The sequence below is a fragment of the Candidatus Nanosynbacter lyticus genome, assembly GCF_030253515.1.
GTDB classification, from domain to species: Bacteria; Patescibacteriota; Saccharimonadia; order Saccharimonadales; family Saccharimonadaceae; genus Nanosynbacter; species Nanosynbacter lyticus_A.
In genome coordinates, this window is record NZ_CP124549.1 from 482314 (window position 1) to 505151 (window position 22838).

Here is a 22838-nt window from a genome sequence, read left to right on the forward strand (position 1 = left end):
ATAATGTTATTGTAAATAGTCAATCAGTGCCTGGCGTAGATCGCCGACGCCGCGCACAAATGCGTCTTTGTGGGTTTTTGGCGCGATGGCATAGGTAAAACCAAGCTTTTTAGCCTCTTTGACACGGGCGTGCCAGCCTTGAGCGGAGCGCACTTCGCCGCCCAAACCGACTTCGCCAAACACCACCGCTTCATCACTAAGCTTGCGGCCAGCTGAGGCTGAGGCGATGGCCATGGCGACTGCCAAGTCCGCCGCTGGATCGCTCAGTTTCAAGCCGCCAACCACATTGATGTAAATATCTTTGTCGGAGAGATTGAGCTTGGTGCGCTTTTCCAGCACCGCCACCAACAAGTTCAAGCGGTTGAGATCAAAGCCACTGGCCGCGCGCTTGGGATAGCCAAAGTTCGTCGGATTGACCAGCGCCTGAATTTCCACCAGTAGCGGCCGCGCCCCTTCCATGGTGGCTAGGACGATGGAGCCGTCGAGGTTTTGCCGCTCCGCCAGTAAGCTAGCCGATGGATTAGCCACAATCCGTAAGCCATCCTCATGCATTTCAAAAATTGCCGCCTCATTGGTCGAGCCATAGCGATTTTTCTGCGCTCGCACTACCCGGAAGCCTCCGTAGCGATCGCCCTCAAAATTCAGCACCACGTCAACCAAATGTTCCAGGACTTTCGGCCCAGCAATCGAGCCTTCCTTGGTGACGTGACCGACCAAAATTACCGCGGTGTTCGAGGCCTTGGCGGCGCGAATGATGACGTTGGATGAATTAGTGATTTGGCTGACCGAACCTGGCGCTGAGGCAATTTCTGCCAGCGACAATGTTTGTATGGAATCGACGATCACCAGATTGTACTGGCCAGTCTGAATGGAGGCGGCGATGTCCTCGGCGCTGTTACTAGACGCCAGCCGCAGGCTCTCTGAATCAACCGCACCCAACCGCTCAGCCCGCAATTTGACCTGCGACACCGACTCCTCGCCACTGACATATAGTACCGGTTGCTGCCGAGCAATAAAGGCCGCGACTTGTGCTAACAGGGTACTTTTACCAATCCCCGGCTGCCCCGCCACCAGCACCACGCCGCCTGGCAAAAAGCCGCCGCCGAGCACCGCGTCAAGGTCGGCGATGCCGGTTGCCAGCCGTGCTTGCTTGGCCTCGGTGGCCGTTTCGCTGAGCTTGAGCGTGGTGAGCGCCTTACCTTTACCGCTGCTGCGAGCTACCGCCGACGCGCCGGTGTCAACCGGTAGTTGCTCAACCAGTGAATTCCACTCGCCACAATTGTCACACTTACCAACCCACTTCGGATAACTGGCGCCGCACTGCTGGCAGATAAATTGTGACTTTGCTCGCGCCATTATTTGACCGCCTTTTGGCTATCAAGGCTTTGATTGAGCTGATCAATCTTGCGCCCCAACGCATTTAATTTTTCAACATCAGTGTTATAGGCATCGACTTTGCCCTGGATGGTCTGCTGTTCACGACGAAGCACCAGACCGCGCTGGCTCAGCCGGGTTCGCTCAGCCTGAAACTCGGCTTGCGTCTGAAAACCACCCGTCGTCGCCTGCTGATTAAATGCCGCTACGTCTTGATTATAGGCACTAACGCGTGCACTGTACGACGTCGTCAGCTGCTCAATTTCGCGCTTTCGCTTGGCGAGACTGGCCGCCAGCGCGTCGGCCTCGGCCTCGGCGCTAGTAAACTTTTCATTATACTGAGCGTGCAGTTTTAGTAGCGCCGCTCGATTACTAAAATACTCGGCATAGTGCGCCTCCAGCTCCGACCCGAGATCAGCAAACTCTGTACCCAAAATTGAATGCAGCTCATTGGCGCGCGTACCCGGCTGAGCACGCTCATAGTACGCCATCCGCTCCTCCAGCTTTTTGGTCTTGACCTTGGCATAAGCCGCCTCCAGCAGCTCGCCCAGCTGCCGACGCTGCTCCGCCGAATAGCGCGACCACGCCACGTGCAGCATTTCATGAGCCGCCGTCACCTCTTTGATGCCGTCTAGCTCCGCGTTCTGCACATTATAAATGTGAATGGTCTCTTTGGCGTGGGCGTAACAGCCGACGATCGGGCTAGCCTGTTCGACACGACGGCAATCGTGGTTAAACTGCGTAGCGTTTTCTAGTCGCGGCTGCGCCAGATAAAAGCTAAATTTAGCCTTGTCGGTCATCGTCGCCCGATCTGCCAGCGTCGCTATGTCCTGGCTGGGCTGATACTGCCAGACCCTGATATGATCCAGTACTAGCTGGCGATTGAGTACCAGCCAGCTACCGCCGGCCACCAGCCCCACGAACACCACGACGCCGAGGAAATTACGCAGCCTGAACATTGATCACCACCTCACGATTTTTCGCAGTTGCTACCAAGACCGCGCCGGGACGGGCCTGACGAGACAACAAGGCGTCGCTCAGTGGATCAGCCAACATCGTCTGAATCGTCTGCCGAAGCACCCGCGCGCCGCGCTGCTCATCAAAACCGTTGTCTATAATACAACGTTTAGCGCTTGGCGTAATCACCAGCGTCATTTGCTGCGCCCGTACTGCTGACTTGAGCTCACTCACCAGATTATCAAAAATCTTACCCACCACCGGCCGGGTCAAGCCCTTGAAGTGCACCACCGCATCAAACCGCCCAATTAGTTCTGGCCGCAGTAGCTCCTCTAGCTCACGACGCGCCGCCCGAGCATTCCGCTCATTCATATCGTCCGCCCGTGAAATATGCTCACCATGCCAGCCAAAGCCCAGCTCACCATCACGCACCATCGCCTCAGCGCCGACATTGCTGGTCAAGATCACGATCGTCTGGCGAAAACTCACCGACCGACCGTGCGAATCGCTGAGCTTACCGTCTTCTAAAATCTGCAGTAGCAAGTTCAGTACGTCTGGATGCGCCTTTTCAATCTCGTCAAACAGCACCACGCTGTACGGCTGCCGGCGAACCTTGTCGGTCAATTTGCCGCCCTCATCATAGCCGACATAACCAGCCGGCGCGCCAATCAACTGGCTGGCCGTATGTCGCTCCGAGAACTCACTCATGTCAATCTTGATCAAACTATTGTCGCCGCCAAACACTTCCCGTGCCAATACGCGCGCCAGCTCCGTCTTGCCCACGCCAGTCGGCCCGAGAAAAATGAACGACCCAAGCGGTCCCGACCGCCGACTCAGCCCGGCCCGCGCCCGGCGAATGGTTCGCGCCAGTGTCGCCACGGCCTTCTCTTGACCAAGCACCGACCGGCCCAGCCGCTGTTCCAGCGCCGCCAAGTCTTTGCGCTCATTTACCGTCACTTTTTCCGCCGGCACACCAGCCATCGCCGCGACCGCTCGCCGTACATCATCCTCGGTTAGCTCCAGCAATACTGGATCATCAGCCGGTAGCTGCTTGGCCTGCTGCTCCAGTTGTTTGATGCGAATCTTTAGTTCAGCCGCACGCTGATATTGCTCAGCCTCGACCGCCGCATCGAGCTTGCCTGCCAGCTGTTTGATCCGCCGCGCTAATTGTTGTTGCTTGGTCAGTTTAGCCGGCCGCCGCGTACTGACGAGCGCCGCCGCCTCATCCAGTACGTCAATCGCCTTGTCCGGTAAATGACGCTCCGTCACGTAGCGCTGACTGAGGGCTATACTCAGCTCGATCATCTCATCAGAAATCCGCAGTCGATGATGCGTCGCCAGCCGGCCGGCTAGCGCCCGCACCATGGCCACCGCTGCCTGCTCATCCGGCTCCGCCACCGTTACCGCCTGAAATCGCCGGCTGAGGGCCGCGTCTTTTTCGATGTGCTTGCGGTATTCATCAAATGTCGTTGCACCGATCACCCGCACTTCGCCGCGCGCCAATGCTGGCTTTAGGACATTCGCCGCATCCATCGACCCTTCGGCCGAGCCAGCCCCGACCAGCAAATGCAGCTCATCAATGAACAACATAATCTCCTGATGATTACGCGCTGCGGCCACAACTTTTTGTAAGCGCTCCTCAAACTGACCGCGAAACTTTGTACCAGCGACCATGGCTGTCAGGTCAAGCTGAATCAGCCGCTTGCCCACCAAAAAATCTGGCACCGCCCCCTCTACGATACGCTGCGCCAACCCTTCGACTACCGCAGTTTTACCGACGCCCGGCTCGCCGATCAGCGCTGGATTGTTTTTACCGCGCCGCCCAAGCACCGTGATCAGCCGCTCCATCTCGGCTTCCCGACCGACCACTGGATCGAGCAGTCCGCTCCGCGCTCGCTCGGTCATGTCAACTCCATACTGATCAAGGATCTTGAGATCAGCCGACCGACGAGCATGCGGCGCCGCACCTTCCTTCGACTCGTCCTGCATGGCCTCCAGCTGCTGCCGATCAAACACGTCCTCCAATGTACCGCGCAGCTCCTCCAGATCCACATTCATATCACTGAGTAGCTTCGTCGCCCGAGCCTTGTGCTGCAACAGCATGCTATAGACGATGTGCTCGGTACCGATGCGCTCCTGCCCAAACTCCGTCGCCAGCTGCCAGGCAGCCCGTATCGTCTCCAGCACTTCGGCGTTCATGCCTTTGTGAACAACCACCACCACGAACGACTGCGCCGTTAAGCCCAGCGCTAGCTCCGCCCGATCCAAGGTTACGCCATTTTCCGCCAAAATTTTCGCACCCAGCGACGAATTTTGCGCCAGCACGCCGAGCAGCACATGCTCAGTGCCGACATACGGACTGCCGCTATTATGCGCCAACAGCCCAGCGCGTTCTAAGCTGGCCTTGGCGGTATCAGTCAGCCGAGATTCCAACTCAGAAAAATCTTCCGGCATATCGCCCTCCTTTCGTTTTCGGCGATTATCAGAAAACAGCCTATTCCGCCGCCTCCTCAACCGCGCTCATCAAGCTGTCCTCAATGTTCTTACGAGGTTTTGCTTCAGGTTTAGTAGTCGCCTTCGCCTCAATGTCCAGCTCATAACCAGTCAGCCGACTTGCCAAGCGAACATTCTGCCCGGCCCGGCCGATGGCCACTGACTGCTGATCCTCGCCGACGTAGACCGTTGCTCGCTTTTCGTCTTCATTAACCGTCATACTCAGCACTTCCGCTGGGCTCATGGCATTGGCGATGAAGCCAGCCGCATCTTCTTCAAACGGAATGATATCAATTTTTTCCTGCTCGCCGATTTCGTTCATCACCGCCTGAACACGCGTACCGTGACCACCGACAAACGTACCGACTGGATCAACACCTGGCAGTGCTGATGCCACCGCCAATTTGGTACGGCGGCCCGCCTCGCGAGCAATCGCTTTGATCTCCACGGCGCCCGTTTCCATCTCTGGCACTTCCTGGCTGAACAAGAAGCGCACAAATTCTTCATTGCCGCGGCTCAAAATCAACTGCGGACCGCGACCTTCGCGCTCAATGTCCTTGATATACACTTTGACGCGGCGACCAACACCGTAGTACTCGCCAGGAATTTGCTCGGACTGCGGCATGATGCCGACGGCCTTGCCCAGCTCGATCCGCACCACGCGCGGCTCAACCCGCTGAATTGTACCAGTCACCACCGTGCCAATTTTATCCTCAAATTCTGCCAGCACCACTTCGCGCTCTGCTTCACGCAACCGCTGCAAAATCACTTGCTTGGCGGTCTGGGCGGCCACCCGGCCAAACGTCGTCACGTTGTGGGTCTCGACCGTCACTTCGCTGCCTAACTCAGCCGCCGGGTCAATCGTCTTGGCTTCCTCCAAGCTCATTTGATTGACGTCATTTTCGACTTCTTCAACCACGGTTTTGACGACCGACACCACAGCCGTGCCACTATTGATGTTTAGGCTGGCGCGCACCAATTGCTCGCGCGTCCCGTTATCACGCCGCCACGCTGCCGCGATAGCCTGCTCAATCACCTCTAAAACGGTTTCTTCTGGCAGGTTCTTTTCCTCGGCAATCGTCCGCACCGCCAACGTCAATTGCTTGATATTCAAATCTTCCATACTAGCTCCTTTACGCTATATTATTATACTACGTTTCACATCAAACGCCCAAGAGACGAAAAACTCCGACCTGATTGGCCGGATATGTCAGTAGTGTAGCATATCCAGCCAGGCGGCGTCAAGTTCAGCCGCCCCATTCGCCCATGTCAGCCTGCGAACGGGTATGCATCTCTAACAGAGGTAGTGACTCATGGCCATCCACAATCTTGACAAAAAGCATTGACATTTTCTACTAATAGTGATATACATATATCAGCCTTTTGACAATTTTTAATTAAATCTGTCAACTGCGCTTCGCTACTGTAGGTCGGATACCTGCGGTGGCTTGAGGCGCGGAACGGCCGCACCTCAAAAAGTAGAAAGGAATGGGTCATGCTGGGAGGGCTGACTATCATCATTATTGCGTCTATTGTACTCGGGGCTGTGACTAGCGTAGCTTCAAAGAGTGATGAATTCATCATGACGAGCGGTATCATGTTCACCGTTTTTGGATTGACTGCCCTTTTTTGGGTGGCCAGAGTAACGACCCCATACCTCCGCAAAGATTCGGGCCTTCTGTGGCTATACAAGCCACTGGCCAGCCTGCCTGAATGGATGGGCCATGCGGGGCTCGGAGCCACCGCGGTACTATGGATACTAGCTATCGTCTTTCTGGTGGATGACTACATCCACCTTCCCCGACGACGGAAAGGAGGGCACTGCTGAGGTGCGGGGCGGGATTGATACATTCTTTGTATCTCCCGCCCCACTCACATCACTGAACTTGTATATAGAACTTATGATATGACTGGCTGCTGGAGGTAGTGGCCGACGTCCGCTACTAGCTCGACCAGGCGATTAGAGTACCCCCACTCGTTATCGTACCAGACCATGATTTTCACCATATTACCACCAACGACCTTGGTCAGTGGCAGATCAACGATGCCAGAATGCGAATTACCGATAAAGTCGCGACTGACCAGCGGCTCCTCACTGACACCCAAAATCCCTTGATAGAAACTATCAGCGGCGGCTTTCTTGAACGCCTCATTCACCTGCTCGACCGTCACGTCGCGCCGCAGCAAGGCCGTCACGTCACTGAGCGACACCACCGGCGTCGGTACGCGTACACTGAGGCCGTCAAACTTGCCAGTTAGCTGTGGCAGGGTTTTGGTCACGGCGATGGCTGCACCGGTCGTTGTCGGCACGATGTTTTCGGCCGCGTTGCGACCCTCGCGAAGGTCCTTGGCCGGCGCATCCTGTAGGCGTTGGCTGGCAGTATAGCTATGCACCGTTGTCAGCATTGATTTTTCCACGCCAAATTCTGCGTCCAGAATTGCCATCACCGCGCCCAAGCTATTGGTGGTACAGCTGGCATTAGAGATGATCGGTGTGGCATCCTTGATCTTGCTGTCATTAGTGCCGAGCACGATGGTGTCAACGCCATCGGATTTGGTCGGCCCGCTGATGACCACGCGCTTGGCGCCCGCAGTCAAGTGCTTGCCCGCGCCGTCTTTATCGGTAAAGAATCCAGTTGATTCGATCACCACGTCAATATTCATCTCGCCCCACGGCAAGTTTGCCGGATCTTTTTCCGCCAGCACTTTGACATGTTTTCCGTCAACGACCAACTCGTTTTCTGTAAAGTCAACTTGGCGGCCATATTCCCCGTAATTGCTATCGTGTTTTAATAGGTACGCCAGCGTCTTGGTGTCCGTCAAATCGTTGATCGCCACAATCTCCAAATCGCTGCGCTCCCAGGCAATCTTAAAGGCGCTGCGCCCGATCCGCCCGAAACCATTAATCGCTATTTTCGTTATCGCCATATAATTATTCCTCCCAAGTAGCATTAGCTTTTTACTAATTATACTACAAAGTTGTATAATGAAACTATGACGCACGAGGAATTACTACATCTAGCGGCGCCGCAGTACGATGAAGTACCGGTACTAGTGTTAGATAGCGCTATTGACTACGCCACCAAAAAGCATGCCGGCCAAAAGCGCAAAAGCGGCGAACCCTACATCACGCACCCGCTGGCGGTGGCTGGGATTTTGGTGGAATGGGGTATGGATATTGACACGGTGATCGCTGGCGTGCTGCATGATACCGTCGAGGATACCGATGCGACGCTGGATGAACTAGAAAGTTTGTTTGGCCGCGACATTGCTTTTCTGGTTGACGGCGTAACCAAGGTGTCGCAGGCGCGCGCTGGCATGCGCAGCCTTGATAGCTACTTGCCGCACACCAAGGACAACCTCGCCAAGCTGATGATCGCGGTCGGCGAGGACATTCGAGTGATTATTATCAAGCTGGCGGATCGGCTACATAATATGCGCACGCTTCAATATATGCCGCGCGACAAGCAGAAGAAAATCGCCCGCGAAACAATTGAGGTGTTTGCGCCGTTGGCGGATCGGCTGAATATGGGGCGCGTCCGCGTACAATTAGAAGAGCTTAGTTTCCGATTCTTGATGCCCAAGGATTTTCAGCGCACCAAGAGTCTGATGGACAGCCGCCTGAAAAAAAGCCAGCGCAAACTCGCCAAAGTCCGCCGCGACGTTACGGCGCGCCTGCAGAGCGAAGGCCTACGGTTCGATATGGATGGCCGGGTCAAAAGCGTGTATAGCCTGTTCAAGAAGCTCGACCGCGTTGGCAATATTGATAAGATTTACGATCTGATTGCCCTACGCATCATTGTTGATGATTTAGCGACCGGCTATCTGGTACTGGGCGTGCTGCACGAGATGTACCAGCCATTCTATGAGCGCATCAAAGATTACGTTGCCAACCCTAAACCAAACGGCTACCAAAGTCTGCACACAACAGTGCAAACGCCGACCGGACAAATTGTCGAATTCCAAATTCGTACCCAAGACATGCATGAATACGCCGAGCGCGGTTTGGCGGCCAGCTTTCATTATAACGAACAAAAGATGTCCGATGCCTACCGCCAGGGGCGAATCGCCGCGCTGCCGACGGATTTGGCATGGATTCGTGACCTACAGGAAACGGCGGCCCGAGCACGCGAGGGTAAATCATTTGATTCAGAAAAATTCCGCATGAAGTTGTTTGAAGATCGCATCTTCGTCTATTCGCCCAAAGGTGATATTTATGACTTACCGCGCGGCGCCTTCCCGCTGGATTACGCCTATCGCATTCACTCCGACATCGCAGCGCACGCCAGCGGCTTTAAGGTCAATGGCGTTATGAAGCCGTTCACTTATGAATTGCAGCATGGCGATGTTGTTGAAGTCTTGACCAGCAAATCAGCCAAGCCCAAACCAGCCTGGCGCGACATGGTCATCACGCCGCACGCCAAAACCAAACTGCGCATGCAGCTATCAAGGAGTGGTGGCGTACTCGGGCATCTGACTGGATTGACCGACGGCGTTTCGTCGTTGTTTCGACGGTAGGCAAAACACTCACACCTCATCCCAGAGGCTGCGGCAAACACGACACCTCCTCTGTCAGAGACTGTGAAACGTTCGCGAACAGCGGACGTTTCAGCCGAACGCTCGCGAGAAATCTCCAGCGGAGATTTGAGCGAAGAGTGTGCTCTGGCGGCGGGCGCCGTCCGCAGAACCACCGACTTGTCGGAGAGACTGACGGTTGCACTGCGTGACAAACACGGATCGAGTCTTAGGTGAGACGTAATACCACCCTGCTTTACACGACAGTATTACGCCTGCTCGTTCCAGCGCTCAATCGCCGCCGCCACAACCTGCTTGGCGGCATCAACGCCAGCAAACTCCTTGACAATGGTCGAGCCTGGCTTCTTCAGATCCTTATAGTGATTGAAGTGGAATTCAATTTGCTTAATCAGCTGTACTGGCAGATCCTCCAACGACTGAATGGCGTTACCATTATGGCGATCGTCGCTTGGCACCGCGATAATCTTATCATCAACCTCATCGTCATCGACAAACTTCATCACGCCAAGGATCCGCGCCTCGACCACCAACCCGGTCGTCAGTGGCGTATCCGTCACCAACAGCACGTCCAACTCATCGCCGTCCTCATCCAGCGTCTGCGGAATGAAACCATAATTAGTCGGCTTGGCAAAGATCGCCGGATCAACCCGATCTAGCCGCATGACGCCGACCTTCCGATCCCATTCAATTTTATGATTTGACCCAGCCGGAATCTCTACGACAACGGTGATTTCGCCGTCCTGATAGTTTCCCGGGGTTACTACTTGGTTAAAATCCGCCATGATCTACTCCTCTCTGGCTTTTTCTTGTAAATATTCACGAATCTGCAACGCCGCGACCGCGCCCTCGCCGACCGCCGAAGCGATTTGCATGGTTGCGCCCGAACGGACATCGCCCGAGGCAAAGACACCAGGGATGTTGGTATGTAAATGCTCGTCAGTAACGATGTGTCCGCCTAAGTCCAGTTCAACACCTGAGTCTGCCAAAAACTGTGTGTTTGGAATCAAGCCGATGAAAACGAATAAGCCGTCTGCGGTAAATTCTTTTTGCTCGCCGCTCTGGGTTGATGTGACGCCGTAGAACTTGTCGTCTTTGACGATAATTTCATCAGTCGTCGCACCAAGATGGACGGTTATTTTGCCTGCGTCAACGTAGTTTTGCAGTTCCTTTTGCAGGACATCGCTGGCGCGTAATTTACTGCGTACCAATAGGTCAATGTGACTGACGTAGCGGGTCAAAAAGATCGCTTCCTGCACCGCCGAGTTGCCGCCGCCAACGACGATTAAGCGCTTGTCGCGGTAAAATGCGCCGTCGCACGTCGCGCAGTAATGCACGCCGCGGCCATACAATTCGTCTTCGCCCGGCACGCCCAGCTTGCGGTGATTTGAGCCGGTCGCCAGCAGCACTGCTTTGGCGCGCATCGGCTGACCATCGACCGTCAATTCCAATTCGCCGTCAACTTGCTTCAGGGCCGTCACGTCGCCGTACTCGATCTCCGCACCGAATCGCTCGGCCTGCTGCTGCAGTTCGGACGCCAATTTCATACCGGTCACACCCTCGGCAAACCCTGGATAATTATCGATTTGATCAGTGATGGCCGCCATACCGCCAACTACGCCGCGTTCGTATAGTGTTGTCGGCACGTCTTCGCGCGATAGGTAAATTGCTGCAGTGAGTGCGCTTGGACCGGCACCGACAATGATAATCTCTTTAGACATTCAACCCCCTTGACCTATAATATCGCTTGATAACTTCTGGCATCTCCGGCCGTGGAATCTCCGCCGGTTTTTCGATAGCCATTACCACAAATTTGAGTGGCGAATTAGCAGGAATTTTATCACCCTGACCCCTGTCGCCGTAGGCTTTGTCAGCTGGAATTGTCAATTCACGCACACCACCAATTTTCATACCAATCAGCCCCTCTTTCCAGCCCTGAATCACCGACGTATTCGCCGGGCCGTCCACCGCAAATGGTGCTTTCAACTTACCGCCATTAATCGACTGATCAAAAATCTCGCCCTTGGCATTCCAGCCAATGTAATAAGCCGCAAATTTGGTATCACCCTTAACTTCTGCGCCGCCGCCCTCCACCAAGTCTTCTTTGCCGAGCTCTTTAACGTCACCAGCCTCAAACGCACCAACTCGCGAGCTAAACTCAGCAAATTTAGCGTAATATTTTTTGTTCAATTCCGCCGTCTGAGCATCAACTTTCTTTTGCCACTCCGTGGTTGCTTTTTTATAATCTTCTTGCGCCTGCTTTAGCTCGGCCTGGTCTTTGGCATCATTGCTTGGCTGCACCATCATGGCGATGAACCCGCCAATTGTCCCAATCGCTAATGTCCCCGTGATGATCCATATACCGAGTCGCTGTCCCCTCGTCGTCGCCATAATCCTCCTTTATCTTACCTTGAAATTATATCAATGTTTCCCCTCAACCGCAATGTCATAACGTGCCAGCTCATCATCAACCCCCACGCCGGCTGTCCGCTGTAGTTTGAGCAAATCAGCATAAATGCCACCCGATTTCGCCAGCTGTTTCGGCGTACCGATCTCGTCGACCCGGCCATGTTTTAGCGTCACGATCCGATCTACCGTGGCGATGGTACTCAGCCGGTGAGCGATAATCAGCGTCGTTCGCCCCTTCATCAGCCGCTCCAGCGCCTGCTGCACTAGATGCTCGCTCTTACTGTCAAGGTTGCTTGTTGCCTCGTCGAGAATGAGAATCGGCGCATCCTTGAGCACCGCCCGCGCAATGGCGATGCGCTGCTTTTGACCGCCAGACAGTTTGAGGCCACGCTCGCCAATTTGCGTGTCATACCCTTTGTCAAGCCCGCTGATAAAGTCGTGCGCATTGGCGGCCTTGGCAGCGGCGATTACCTGCTCATCCGTCGGCTCGTCGGCGCCATAAGCGATATTTTCACGAATTGTGCCAGAAAAGAGCGCTGGCTCCTGAAATACCGTGGCGATATGACGGCGCAAACTCTTTTGCTGCACCGCGTCAATGGCCATATCGTCAATGGTAATCTCGCCACTATCTGGCTGATATAGGCGCATCAGTAAATTCGTCAAGGTAGTCTTGCCGCCACCCGACTCGCTGACGAGAGCAACATGCTCACCGGGACGAAGCGTGAACGAGATGTCGGTCAACACTGGTTTTTGCGGAGCAGAGGCGTAGCGAAACGAGACGTTGCGAAACTCGACTGCCCCGCGGCTCACGACTAATTCCGGCGCGTGAGGCACATCTTCAATTGCTGGGCGTAGCGTCATCACACCAACAAAATCCCGACTCCCAGCCAGAGCTTTCTGGAAATTATCAACGATGAAACTCATGTTAAACAGCGGCATCCGCAAATTATTAATCAGCGTGATCAACAGCACCATATCGCCGATCGAAAAACGCCGCTCGGTCGTCTGCACAAAAATGTAGGCAAAAATCATAAAGAAAATGACCGACAACACCACGCCGCGCACGATGTCCATGCTGTGCCAATAGCGCGATTGCTTGCGTGTGATGGCGATTGTTTTGCGGTAACGCTTGGCAAAATGACGATATTCGAGCGACTCACGGACGTAGCTTTTGACGACTTTGATCTGAGCAATGACTTCGGCGAACCGGCCGCTGGCCATATCCGTCTCATGATTTTTACGGTTCTGAAAGGCCTGCCATTTCTTGCTGGTCAGCGCCGTCAGCCACATAAATAGCGGGTACATGATGACCACCATTACCGCCAGCTCCAGACTGTACACCAGAACGATACCGATGGTAATACCTGTCGTGAGCAGCATTTGGAAAAAGTTGTTGGCAAACATGTTCAGGAAGTTCGTCGTTTCGGTAATCGCCCGGTTGAGGCGATTGATAATTGTGCCGGTCAGCTCACCGTCAAAATAACTTTGCGGCAAGCCAAGCAAGTGATGGTAGTACCGCGTCGACAGCTGCTGTTTGAGCCGCGTGGCCATCACGTCGCCCCAGTAACCGCCAAGGTTTCGCACCATCGTATTCGTCACGTCAAGCGCCAGCAGCACCAGCGCCAAGAAAATCGCCTGCTCAATTCCTACCTTGCCGCCCTCAACCACTTCAACCATCAAGTTGGTCGCCCGCGAAATGACGAATGGTACTGCAATGCCGGTTAGTGCCACGACAACCGAGCTAATACTAACCCCAACGTAGTATCTGCCCATACCGCGCGCATATCGAAGCATGTGGATTAGCGGCTTCATCAGACTGTTTCAGCTCCCCATCTGTCTTTAGTTGTCTGTTCAATCCGCTGCATCACCGGCGTGATATCATTATCCACCAATGTCCGTGCAAGTGAAGTAAACGTCAGCCGCCACGTCATCGTTTTCTGCGCCGCTTCATGCTCAGATTGATAAATGGTGAGTGGCTCAATTCGCACCTCCATACCAACGTCCCGCACGGCCTCATCCAGTGTCTGCAACAGTTGCTGATATCTGATGGTGGTCGGTAGTTTGAGCGAAATGTCGCGGCTGGTTGATGGATAGCGGCTGAGCGGCTGATAATGACTGTCACGCTTGGCGTAAACGGTCTCCAGGCCGGCCATGTCCAAGCTCGCTGCCGCCACGTACGTTGGTAATTTGAAGCTCTTGATGACTGACTGCTTCAATTCGCCGACTATGCCAATGAACATTCCATCGGTTGTCTCGACCAGTGCACTGCGTGATTGGTCAAACGGTGCCGCGACTGGGAAAGTGAGCTCCTCTTCAATTGGCTTGAATACCAACTTGGTGCCAAGATCATGCACTAGCTGTTCAACCAAGCGACGAATTTTGTAAAATGGCGCGCCTGCTGCCGGCTTTTTGGCGGCGTAGACGATGTCGGTGAACTGACTGGCTTCTGGCAAACCATCTTCGCCTAGGCCATGCATTTTGCCGTGACCCTTACCCATTTCAAACAGAGCGAACTCATCATGCCCGGCCTTGATGTTGGCGTGAACCTTGTCGAGCAAACTCGGCAGCACCGTCAAGCGGTAGTACTGCAAATCAGGACTGAGGGCGTTTGATAATTTATATGCCTGAGTGACGTCCTGCTCGGCGTTTTTCAGGATGCGTTCATGAACGAAGCTGTAGGTCAAGACTTCATTGGCACCAGCACGCGATAGACTACGGCGAACGGCGTTTTTCAATTCGCGGCGCACATTTTTTGGCGCGGGTTTAATACTACGACGCGGCAATTGACGCGGCAGTTTATCGAAACCATACAGCCGCCCAACCTCCTCGACGATATCCTCAGGCAGCTCAATATCGGTGCGCCAAAACGGGCTGTAAATCTCGCAGCCACTCTCATCAACTTCAACCATAAACTCAGTACGGCGCAAGATATCAGCAATTTCATCGTTAGAAAAGTTAGTGCCCAGTCGTTCGTTAACAAACTCATTCGAAACACCTTGCGAGTCAACACGGTGAATAGCATCCGGCATAATACATTCATTAGATGAGCTAGCGTCAAACACTTCGCTGGCCTGCACACCACCCACCATGCTCATCAGCTGTTTCAGCACGGCAGCATTTTGGAGCGGCGATTGCCCCTTGTTGAACCGCGTGAGTGCATCGGTGAAAATACCGTGACGCATAGCCGTACGGCGCAGTGCGTACATGTCAAAATTAGCGCATTCCAAAACGATGTTTTTCGTGCTATCCGAAACCTCAGTGTCAACACCACCCATAATTCCCGCTAGACCTATCACACCCTCGCCATCAGCAATGACAATGTCATCCGCTGTCAGCTCATACTCCTTGCCATTCAGCAAGCTAACTTTCTCACCAGCACGAGCCAGCCGCGCCCCAAGTGTAGACCCGCGTAATTTATCATAATCATAGGCATGGGTCGGCTGTGCCGTCAGTAGCATCATGTAATTTGTCGCGTCAACAATATTGTTAATTGGTTTACTGCCCATCGCCACCAGCTGACACTGCAGCCATAGCGGACTCGGCCGCACCTCGATATTTTTGATAGCTACCGCTGAAAACACCGGCACTACTTCAGTCACCTCATTGAATATCTCGAGCTCGAGACCGTCGCCACCAGCAAATTCTTGAATCACATTGTACCACTCGGGACTGGTAAATTGCTGATGAAAAATCCCGGCAATCTCGCGCGCCACACCGAGCTGCCCGAAGCAGTCCGGCCGGTGCGTAAACATCTTATTTTCAATGTCCAGCACATAGTCATCCAAACCAAACGTTTCAGCGAAACCAGCTCCCGCGGTTAGCTCAACACCCGCCGGTACGTCGTGTTCATGAATTTCAATAATTCCCTCGTGATCAGTACCAATTGCCAGCTCATCCGCCGCCGCCAACATGCCCTGACTCAGCACGCCGCGTAGTGGCCGCGCGTCCAGCACAAACGGCTTGTCGTCATCAAAACTCGCTGGCACCGTACTTTTCGGCGGCAGCCAAATCGCCCACATATCCGCATGCACATTTGGCGCGCCGCAAACCACTTGTACCAGACCGCCCTCATCGCGCGGCACATCCGCCACTGCGCCACCGTCATCAATCTTAGTCACACTCAGCCGATCAGCATCAGGATGCTTAGCACATTCAACCACCCGGACGATTCGCGCGCTGCCATATTTGGCTTTCAGGTCGATCACTTCCTCAACGCCACCAAGCTGCTGATTGACCCGCGCCACTAATTCATCTACGGGAGGCAATTCAAAATTAATCAATTGTTTGATAAGATTTAGGCTGACTTTCATATATATCAGTATACCATTCTAATCAACAGTGTAGTCAAACACCTTGATGGGAATACCTTTTTCCCTGGCTTGATCAATTGTAAACGTCGTGCCAGGGCTATCGTTGACCCGAAATGCCACTAATTCATCTGCCAGAGCAACAATCTGGCAATTACGCGCATGAAACGACTCGGCGTTGACTTCGGTAAATTCGGTGGTATCGCTCAGCACTCCAGGTCGATGTTCGGTGATGTCTCGCAAAAGAGCGACCGTCGCGACCGCATCATCTTGGCGACATTTACCGACAGCTGCTCGGTCATATAACGCTTGGCAATATAGTTCCAGCTCCACTGGCAAAAATATCCGAAACCGTGCCGCCTCCAAACCATGCTCATACGCCAGCCGAGCCGCTTCGTGATCAACACCAGTAGCGCCGCCCGTCACAATCCCGCCGCCTTCAGTAATCTTTTGTCCAACACACTGCTCAATGTCACGGCGAATCGTGTCATTCACTTCGCGCGTACCGACAACTCCGAGCCACTTCATAGTTTGCCCCGTTGACTAGATATCACCCTTGAGCGGCAATGATCTGCGCCTGAATCCGGTCAAGCTCCGCCTCATCCATCTTTGGCCCCTCGGTCGTCGTCAGCCAGCCGCGATAGCTCTCGTGGAACTCTGCATTCTCCGCCCAGACGTCAGTCCGCCCCGCCAAATCACCATGTAGCGGATACAGTTTGGCGTGCACATGCGCTACGCCCGTTCCCTCGAACACCAGCGCTACCCGCGGCGTATTAAACGCTCGTTCTAGTAGCCGCGCCACTTGACGCACTGCTCGCATAAACTCGAGATATAGCGTCTCGTCAATCGCAAAAATATAATCACCCGGATTATGCTTTGGAATGACCACTGTCACCCCCGGGGTATTTGGAAACGGCGTGAGAAACGCCAGGAACTGCTCGTCCTCCCAAACCTTCCATGATTTTACGGTGCCTGATACAATGTCGTCGAAAATTGTATGGTTCATAGTTACTCCTTTCAAATAATTATAGCAAATAATTTTAAGCTAAAGCAAAATACAACGTAAGGCTACATCCCGTGTTATACTCACAACTTCCCACTAGGTTTAGTCCTATGGTTAAACTATTGCTGCAGAGGTAATCTATTATTTTATGCCATAATTTTGACAAAATCCATTGACGTTTTGTTCTATTATTTGATATATATATCAGCCTTTGCATCCGCAAGGGTCGGCGTTTCGCCCAAAGCCATTGGGCTTGAGACGCTCCACTTCGCGAGATAATTATCTCGCCTGACTCCAAGAGGAGTTATTATGGGAACTAACAGCCAGTACGAGGGTGGTATGGGCCGCATCGGTGGAGAGGTCATGTACTGGGACAAGAACGATGACGGTACTACCAACATCTTCCCCGGTGGCATGCCCGGCGCACGGCCGCACGACCACATCGTCGTGAATGAGGACGGTGGTGTCGAGTATATGCGCGTCGACGGCGAGGTCATCAACGACTACCGCGACCACCACGGCTGATTCCTACTAAGCGGTTTGTGGCTTCCGTACAAAAAGCCACTTTTCCTTTATAATATGTCATTGATTATGGATAATCATCATACTATTATTGAGAAATTTACCGGCAAGCTTCATGAGTGCGCCTCACGTGGTCATTTTGAATTTACTAATCTGCCTATGGGGTCATATGACTTCTTTTACATCGTGACTGAAGATAGATGCTTTGCTGGTGAAGTATGTCTTTTTAAGACGCGGTCTGTGTTGTATGACCCAATGAGCCGCTCAAGTGAAGCTTCTCCGATAGTTGGCGTAGAAGATGGATCTGGTAAAATTGTAGACTCTTGCTTCTCGTTGTATAGTCAACCAGATAATTTTATATTCTTCGACGGAGACTTCAACTATTGCTTATATAAGCTAACACCGTAAGCTTAATGCTTTTTCATTTTTCAGGAACATAGACCAAACCATCTTCATCAGCGGAAGCTGTCGCCCAGCTACTCATGATTTCAGAATGATAGTCTTCAAATACTTGCTCATTCGTTGATTTTGGCCAGTTTGTCATGGGATTTTTCGTGTTTGAGAATTGCAACCTGGATTACGCAAAGCATATTTACAGGCAACCAGTCTGTTTTAAGAATTCATCAGTTCAGAGCGTAGATTTTCGCGGCGTCAAAGCTATTATTGAGGCAGGGGGCTGTGCCTTTCGCGGTATGAAATACGACGAGGAAACACAATTTATTTATGGTAGCGGCAAGTTGGCAGCACGATCACACTTTGTGAATCGCCAGGTGGACGATGGAGTGCAAGAGTTTTTTGATACGGCAAGATGTAGAGACTATAGATAGGTAACTGTATAATATAATTAATAGGCTAAATACAATACTAGATAAACGCCAGAAAGGCCACCAAATGACCAAAAAACTATTAGAAATCGAACGCAAACGTCAATTAACTGGTGACGCAAACGAATTACTCAAGCGATTGCAAGACCTTGGTTTTGAACTACAGAGCAATCTCCACGAAATTGATACGTATTATTCTCGTCCTGATGTCGACTTTATGCAGACGGTTGAATGTCTGCGAATTCGCCAGCGCGATGGTTTTGCTGAGGTGACATATAAGCCTGCAACGACGGCTGCGACACATACGAAAAATAATGTGATTATTAAGCCCGAGACAAACCTGCCAATTCAGCCCGAGAGCGCAACGGCTGCCAAACAACTGTTTGCTAACCTTGGCATGGTAAAACTGGTCGAGGTCAACAAATACCGGCGATCGTTCCAATCACCAAACTTTCCAAAAGCAACAGTAGCTATTGATGAAATTAAAAACGCCGGCACGTTCGTGGAAGTTGAGGTTTTGTCAGACGATGAGACTAGTGCTCTAGCGATGATTAGTGACATTGAAACCAAACTCGGCCTTGACTCGACAGAAGTTGTCACGCGGCCTTATCGGGATATTTGTATGGGATAATCAAGCTACGTTTTTATCAAATCCACGCCTCGCCCCACCGCCCAACCGCAGCAGTACATTATACAAAAACATGATAACTCCCCAAAAAATAACACTCAGATAATTACCCCAATTAAAATCATTCCAAGGATTGCGAGCCGGGCTGTCTGTCGGGTCGTACGCCACAAACCCCACTACGGCCATCACGAGAATGATCAAGAGTCCGGAGATGACAATTTCACGCACGTAGCTGGAGCGCTGAAATACTGATAGCCTCAGATTATATCGAGCCCCTGATGGCAACAACACTAGTAACACTATAACGATATATGATGGGATGGTTATTATACCCTCGAACACATCCCACGGGTTCACTTTCATGATATCAGGCTTCACTACCTTTACGATTTCTTGCATACCCAAGGACACCCCGAAGAATAACACCAGTATAATCAGTACTAGTCCAATAGAACTCCATCGCCTAGTCCACATTGTTGGCTCCCGTTATGACATTGGTGGCTGCTTGATACACCTCGTGGATTTTACCAAAAACCTGGTTGTCATATTCTTCTCGATCTTCGATGCTGCTGTCTGGCAGTTCAATTGTATTCTTGAACTGCGGCTGCATAATGTTAACCGACGTCACTTCCATGCCCTCTTCAATCTCAACTTCGTAAACCTGCTTTTCGACACCCGGAAACTCCTTCATATAGTGATCAATGTACGCGCCAGGAGACAGAAACTTACCTCTACTCGGCCGAAAATCAATGACGATAGTACCAAGTGTATCAGTACGATTATCGATCAAAGGTGCGGAGAATAAACTCTTCGCTAGTTGGCTAATTTTATTATTGTGTTCTATGGCTTCGCGAGGAACAAATATCTTCGCGGATTTTATACGATGCGCCCGCCTGATTAACTCGATGGCGTCTGGATGACAAATCACCGTCCCGATAAATGCTGCCTTTTCAGAAAGCGAAAGTTTTACTACTTGATTATTAATATACGCTAAAATCTTTACGTTTGTGGCGACGTTTCGGTTGTATTCTAATGCCATAATTCCCTTATCAGCATAGTACAGAAAATGCACCACTTGCACCGGCAGCTGCCCATCAGGCAGCGGATAGCGCTTGACGAGATCATCATCGTCCTTGCCTATAGTAATCACATTTGACCCATACACGGCGATGATGCCAGCATAGCATTTGGATAGTTCGCTGGTTTTATGTAGCTTATCAAACTGCAAAAGCCGCATGAAAGACTCATCATCATTCGGATTGTACTGCCAATTCCTATCGTCTTCTTCGAGGTTCATCAGATCACGAAGAACATCCTCAAACGGATAGCTGCCGTACCCCTCATCGTCGCGATTGGTGATGTTGTAGAGAAAGACGTTGCGCTTAATCATCACATATCTCCAAATGGACTAATTGACTGAATTAAAACTGCTCCAAAAAGTCCAACTTACCGCTCTCAAAATGCCGCACGTCCTCGATGCCGTATTTCATCATCACCAAGCGGTCGATGCCGCAGCCAAAGGCAAAGCCGGTGTATTCATTCGGATCGATGTTAGCAGCTTTCAGCACATTCGGGTGAATCATGCCGCAGCCTAATAGCTCAATCCAGCCTTCGCCCGAACAGACTTTACAGTCCGGATTTTTGCCTTCGCAAAACGGACAGCTCAGCGCAAATTCAAAGCTCGGTTCGGTGAACGGAAAATAAAATGGATTGACGCGCACATCCAATTGCTTGCCGTAATATTCCTGCAAAAACTCTTGCAACGTCGCGATGAGGTTGCCGACATTGACACCCTTGGCGACATACACACCTTCAACTTGGTAGAACGTGTGCTCGTGCCGCGCGTCCAAATCTTCGTTACGAAACACCCGGTCGGGCACGATGGCGGCGATCGCCTCGCCGTTTTCTAAATTACCATGATATTTTTTCAGCACGCGGTTTTGCATGGTCGAGGTGTGCGCCGGCGCAATCAAGCGGTCGCCATTAGCGTCAGTCTCCTCAGTCATGAACGTGTCATAATCATCGCGCGCTGGGTGACCTTTCGGGAAATTCAGACTCTCGAACATATGGAATTGATCGTCAATCTCGCGCGATTCTTCCGTCACGAAACCCATGCGATTAAAAATGTCAGAAATCCGCTCAATCTCGGCGCTCAGCGGGTGAATCGTGCCGCGCTCACTCGGCAGCAAATCGGGTTGCGGCGCATTGACATCCATCGGCGCTGTCACGTCAATTGGCGGTAAATCAACTTTCGATAATTCAGCTTCACGAGCCGCGATCACCCGCTCCAATTCCTGCTTCAACTCATTGACTTTCTTACCAAACGCCCCGCGCTCTTCACTCGGTAGCGTCGCGATAACGCCGTATAGTTCCCGCAGCTCCGCGCTCCGCAACACGCTGCGCGGTTCAGCCGCCTCGGCTACGCGCGATAATAATAGTGCTCGAACTTCATCCAATTTTTCCATGTCATCGCCCCTGCATTAGAAACATCCCAACAACCACGGCTGCCATGATCACAATTATAATCCAAGCTGGCGCCAGCGTCGTCGTCTGCTTCGTATCTTCCAAATATTTTACATCCTCTACGCCGTCTAGACTGGCTTTTTCCTGCAGACCCGACGCTTTGGCCTTCTCGCGCAGCTCCGCCGCAATGCGTTCTTGTAGTTCACTGCGCCGATCTTGTTGATTTACAAATAATCCCATATGTCGATTATACCAGATATGTTATAATGATAGTAATAGTACAGTAAGGAGGGACTATGGCCACGAAGAAGACTACTAAAAAGGCCGCGACTGCAAAATCCAGTCCAAAGAAGACGACTGCTGCAGCTGCTACATCGAAAACAACCGTAACGCGCGTCACCAGCAAAACTGAGGCGAAAAAACCAGAGGTCAAATCGACTGCCGTTAAGCCTGTCAGGACTAGCTCGCCGCGTAAAAAACTAGACAGCAAACTACCACGCAACCTTGTCAACATCGTATTGGCTGAAGTTGCCGGCACATTTATTTTGACATTAGTCGCCTTATTCTCGGCATATATGATGACGCCGTTTTATGTCGGCCTCGCACTGGTAGTACTAGTACTCGGTATTGGTGCAATCTCTGGCGCGCACATTAACCCAGCCGTGACGTTCGGTCTCTGGACGATGCGCAAGCTTCGAGCTATACTCGTGCCGTTCTACTGGGCAGCACAATTCCTTGGCGCAATGGCTGCCGTTGTCTTGATGGGAGCAATTTCATCAGGCAGCTTCGTCATTAACTTTGACCAATTCACCACTTTCTCGTGGGCGATCTTTGCCGTCGAGCTCGTCGGTATGGCGGTCTTTATGTTTGGCATCAGCGCAGCCCTATCGCGCACTGATCTCAAGAATACCAGTAAAGCCGTGGTCATTGGTATGTCATTGACACTTGGCTTGGTGGTTAGCGGTGCATTGCTACCACTCGCCCAAAATGCTGCTGTTCAAAAGTACCAAGAAGAGCAAGCAAATGCGACTCGGCAAACTCAGCAGCTAAAGGATCAGCGCACCTACCCACGCGAAGTGTATATCAGCGGTGCAACACTGAACCCAGCAGTTGCTCTAGCGGTTACGGAAAAGACTAACTCACAGCTACAAAATGCTTCGGCACCAGCACAAAAAACAGAGAAGCTGTATACCCGCCTCAGCCTTGAGGTAATCGCTGCGACGCTCGTTGGTGCAGCACTCGGCGGTAACTTGTTCTTGCTCATCAACTACCGCAATAAGGAAGAAGAGTAAATCATAGTTCTACCATAACGATATCCCGCCTCT

At 52.2% G+C, this 22838-nt stretch carries 22 protein-coding genes; 5 read left to right on the plus strand and 17 right to left on the minus strand.

What is annotated here, in order from left to right:
* Positions 1-6 precede the first annotated feature (6 nt).
* Genes radA through nusA form a run of 4 tightly spaced genes read right to left on the minus strand, consistent with a single transcriptional unit; the run spans position 7 to position 5947 of the window.
* The gene (gene radA / locus NLML1_RS02590) at positions 7-1356 is read right to left on the minus strand and encodes a DNA repair protein RadA (protein WP_285441267.1); all 1350 of its coding nucleotides are present in this window, start codon (positions 1354-1356) and stop codon (positions 7-9) included.
* Complete coding sequence (locus tag NLML1_RS02595; protein WP_285441268.1) at positions 1356-2333, minus strand: hypothetical protein; 978 nt, start codon at positions 2331-2333, stop codon at positions 1356-1358. Before NLML1_RS02595 ends, radA begins: the two co-directional genes overlap by 1 nt.
* Positions 2317-4785, minus strand: a complete 2469-nt coding sequence (locus tag NLML1_RS02600; RefSeq protein ID WP_285441269.1) for an ATP-dependent Clp protease ATP-binding subunit — start codon at positions 4783-4785, stop codon at positions 2317-2319. The genes NLML1_RS02595 and NLML1_RS02600 overlap by 17 nt, the downstream gene beginning before the upstream one ends.
* A gap of 40 nt (positions 4786-4825) precedes the next feature.
* Positions 4826-5947 (minus strand): transcription termination factor NusA, encoded by a 1122-nt coding sequence (gene nusA, locus NLML1_RS02605; RefSeq protein ID WP_285441270.1) that lies wholly within the window; start codon positions 5945-5947, stop codon positions 4826-4828.
* A 372-nt stretch (positions 5948-6319) separates the two neighbouring features.
* Here nusA and NLML1_RS02610 point away from each other — a divergent pair, with 372 nt between their 5' ends.
* A complete protein-coding gene (locus NLML1_RS02610) occupies positions 6320-6652 on the plus strand; it encodes a hypothetical protein (protein WP_285441271.1) in 333 nt (110 codons plus the stop codon).
* A 71-nt stretch (positions 6653-6723) separates the two neighbouring features.
* Here the strand turns inward: NLML1_RS02610 and gap are convergent, their stop codons facing one another.
* Positions 6724-7752: a type I glyceraldehyde-3-phosphate dehydrogenase gene (gap, locus tag NLML1_RS02615; RefSeq protein WP_285441272.1), complete on the minus strand. Its 1029-nt coding sequence runs from the start codon at positions 7750-7752 to the stop codon at positions 6724-6726.
* Positions 7753-7818: 66 nt separating this feature from the next.
* On the opposite strand from gap, the gene NLML1_RS02620 reads away from it, so the two are divergent.
* Positions 7819-9342, plus strand: a complete 1524-nt coding sequence (locus NLML1_RS02620; protein ID WP_285441273.1) for a RelA/SpoT family protein — start codon at positions 7819-7821, stop codon at positions 9340-9342.
* A 266-nt stretch (positions 9343-9608) separates the two neighbouring features.
* Here NLML1_RS02620 and NLML1_RS02625 read toward each other — a convergent pair whose 3' ends face one another.
* Genes NLML1_RS02625 through NLML1_RS02655 form a run of 7 tightly spaced genes read right to left on the minus strand, consistent with a single transcriptional unit; the run spans position 9609 to position 17079 of the window.
* Positions 9609-10142: an inorganic diphosphatase gene (locus tag NLML1_RS02625; protein WP_285441274.1), complete on the minus strand. Its 534-nt coding sequence runs from the start codon at positions 10140-10142 to the stop codon at positions 9609-9611.
* A 3-nt stretch (positions 10143-10145) separates the two neighbouring features.
* Entirely contained in the window at positions 10146-11078 is a 933-nt protein-coding gene (locus NLML1_RS02630; RefSeq protein WP_285441275.1) for an NAD(P)/FAD-dependent oxidoreductase, read from the minus strand.
* Positions 11071-11748, minus strand: coding sequence for an FKBP-type peptidyl-prolyl cis-trans isomerase (locus NLML1_RS02635; protein WP_285441276.1), 678 nt, complete (start codon positions 11746-11748; stop codon positions 11071-11073). The genes NLML1_RS02630 and NLML1_RS02635 overlap by 8 nt, the downstream gene beginning before the upstream one ends.
* A 30-nt stretch (positions 11749-11778) precedes the next feature.
* A complete protein-coding gene (locus tag NLML1_RS02640) occupies positions 11779-13578 on the minus strand; it encodes an ABC transporter ATP-binding protein (RefSeq protein WP_285441277.1) in 1800 nt (599 codons plus the stop codon).
* Positions 13578-16076: a phenylalanine--tRNA ligase subunit beta gene (pheT, locus tag NLML1_RS02645; protein WP_285441278.1), complete on the minus strand. Its 2499-nt coding sequence runs from the start codon at positions 16074-16076 to the stop codon at positions 13578-13580. Before pheT ends, NLML1_RS02640 begins: the two co-directional genes overlap by 1 nt.
* Positions 16077-16094: 18 nt before the next feature.
* Complete coding sequence (locus tag NLML1_RS02650) at positions 16095-16601, minus strand: DNA-processing protein DprA (RefSeq protein ID WP_285441279.1); 507 nt, start codon at positions 16599-16601, stop codon at positions 16095-16097.
* Between the two features lie 22 nt (positions 16602-16623).
* Positions 16624-17079 carry an HIT family protein gene (locus NLML1_RS02655; RefSeq protein ID WP_171272016.1) on the minus strand — a complete coding sequence of 152 codons (456 nt, stop codon included), beginning with the start codon at positions 17077-17079 and terminating at the stop codon, positions 16624-16626.
* 306 nt (positions 17080-17385) lie between these two features.
* On the opposite strand from NLML1_RS02655, the gene NLML1_RS02660 reads away from it, so the two are divergent.
* Positions 17386-17601 carry a hypothetical protein gene (locus NLML1_RS02660; protein WP_162454273.1) on the plus strand — a complete coding sequence of 72 codons (216 nt, stop codon included), beginning with the start codon at positions 17386-17388 and terminating at the stop codon, positions 17599-17601.
* A 418-nt stretch (positions 17602-18019) separates the two neighbouring features.
* Here NLML1_RS02660 and NLML1_RS02665 read toward each other — a convergent pair whose 3' ends face one another.
* Positions 18020-18142 (minus strand): hypothetical protein, encoded by a 123-nt coding sequence (locus NLML1_RS02665; RefSeq protein WP_285441280.1) that lies wholly within the window; start codon positions 18140-18142, stop codon positions 18020-18022.
* Between the two features lie 347 nt (positions 18143-18489).
* Here NLML1_RS02665 and cyaB point away from each other — a divergent pair, with 347 nt between their 5' ends.
* Positions 18490-19053 (plus strand): class IV adenylate cyclase, encoded by a 564-nt coding sequence (gene cyaB, locus NLML1_RS02670; RefSeq protein ID WP_285441281.1) that lies wholly within the window; start codon positions 18490-18492, stop codon positions 19051-19053.
* Here the strand turns inward: cyaB and NLML1_RS02675 are convergent, their stop codons facing one another.
* The 4 genes from NLML1_RS02675 to NLML1_RS02690 all read right to left on the minus strand — a co-directional run bounded on the left by NLML1_RS02675 (position 19054) and on the right by NLML1_RS02690 (position 21753).
* The gene (locus NLML1_RS02675; RefSeq protein WP_285441282.1) at positions 19054-19449 is read right to left on the minus strand and encodes a hypothetical protein; all 396 of its coding nucleotides are present in this window, start codon (positions 19447-19449) and stop codon (positions 19054-19056) included.
* Positions 19450-19513: 64 nt separating this feature from the next.
* Positions 19514-20440, minus strand: a complete 927-nt coding sequence (locus tag NLML1_RS02680; RefSeq protein WP_285441283.1) for a hypothetical protein — start codon at positions 20438-20440, stop codon at positions 19514-19516.
* 31 nt (positions 20441-20471) lie between these two features.
* Positions 20472-21515 (minus strand): phenylalanine--tRNA ligase subunit alpha, encoded by a 1044-nt coding sequence (gene pheS / locus NLML1_RS02685; protein ID WP_285441284.1) that lies wholly within the window; start codon positions 21513-21515, stop codon positions 20472-20474.
* A 1-nt stretch (position 21516) separates the two neighbouring features.
* Positions 21517-21753, minus strand: coding sequence for a hypothetical protein (locus tag NLML1_RS02690; protein WP_162323458.1), 237 nt, complete (start codon positions 21751-21753; stop codon positions 21517-21519).
* Between the two features lie 56 nt (positions 21754-21809).
* Between NLML1_RS02690 and NLML1_RS02695 the strand changes: the two genes are divergently transcribed.
* Positions 21810-22805: an aquaporin gene (locus NLML1_RS02695; RefSeq protein WP_162323459.1), complete on the plus strand. Its 996-nt coding sequence runs from the start codon at positions 21810-21812 to the stop codon at positions 22803-22805.
* Positions 22806-22838: the final 33 nt, after the last annotated feature.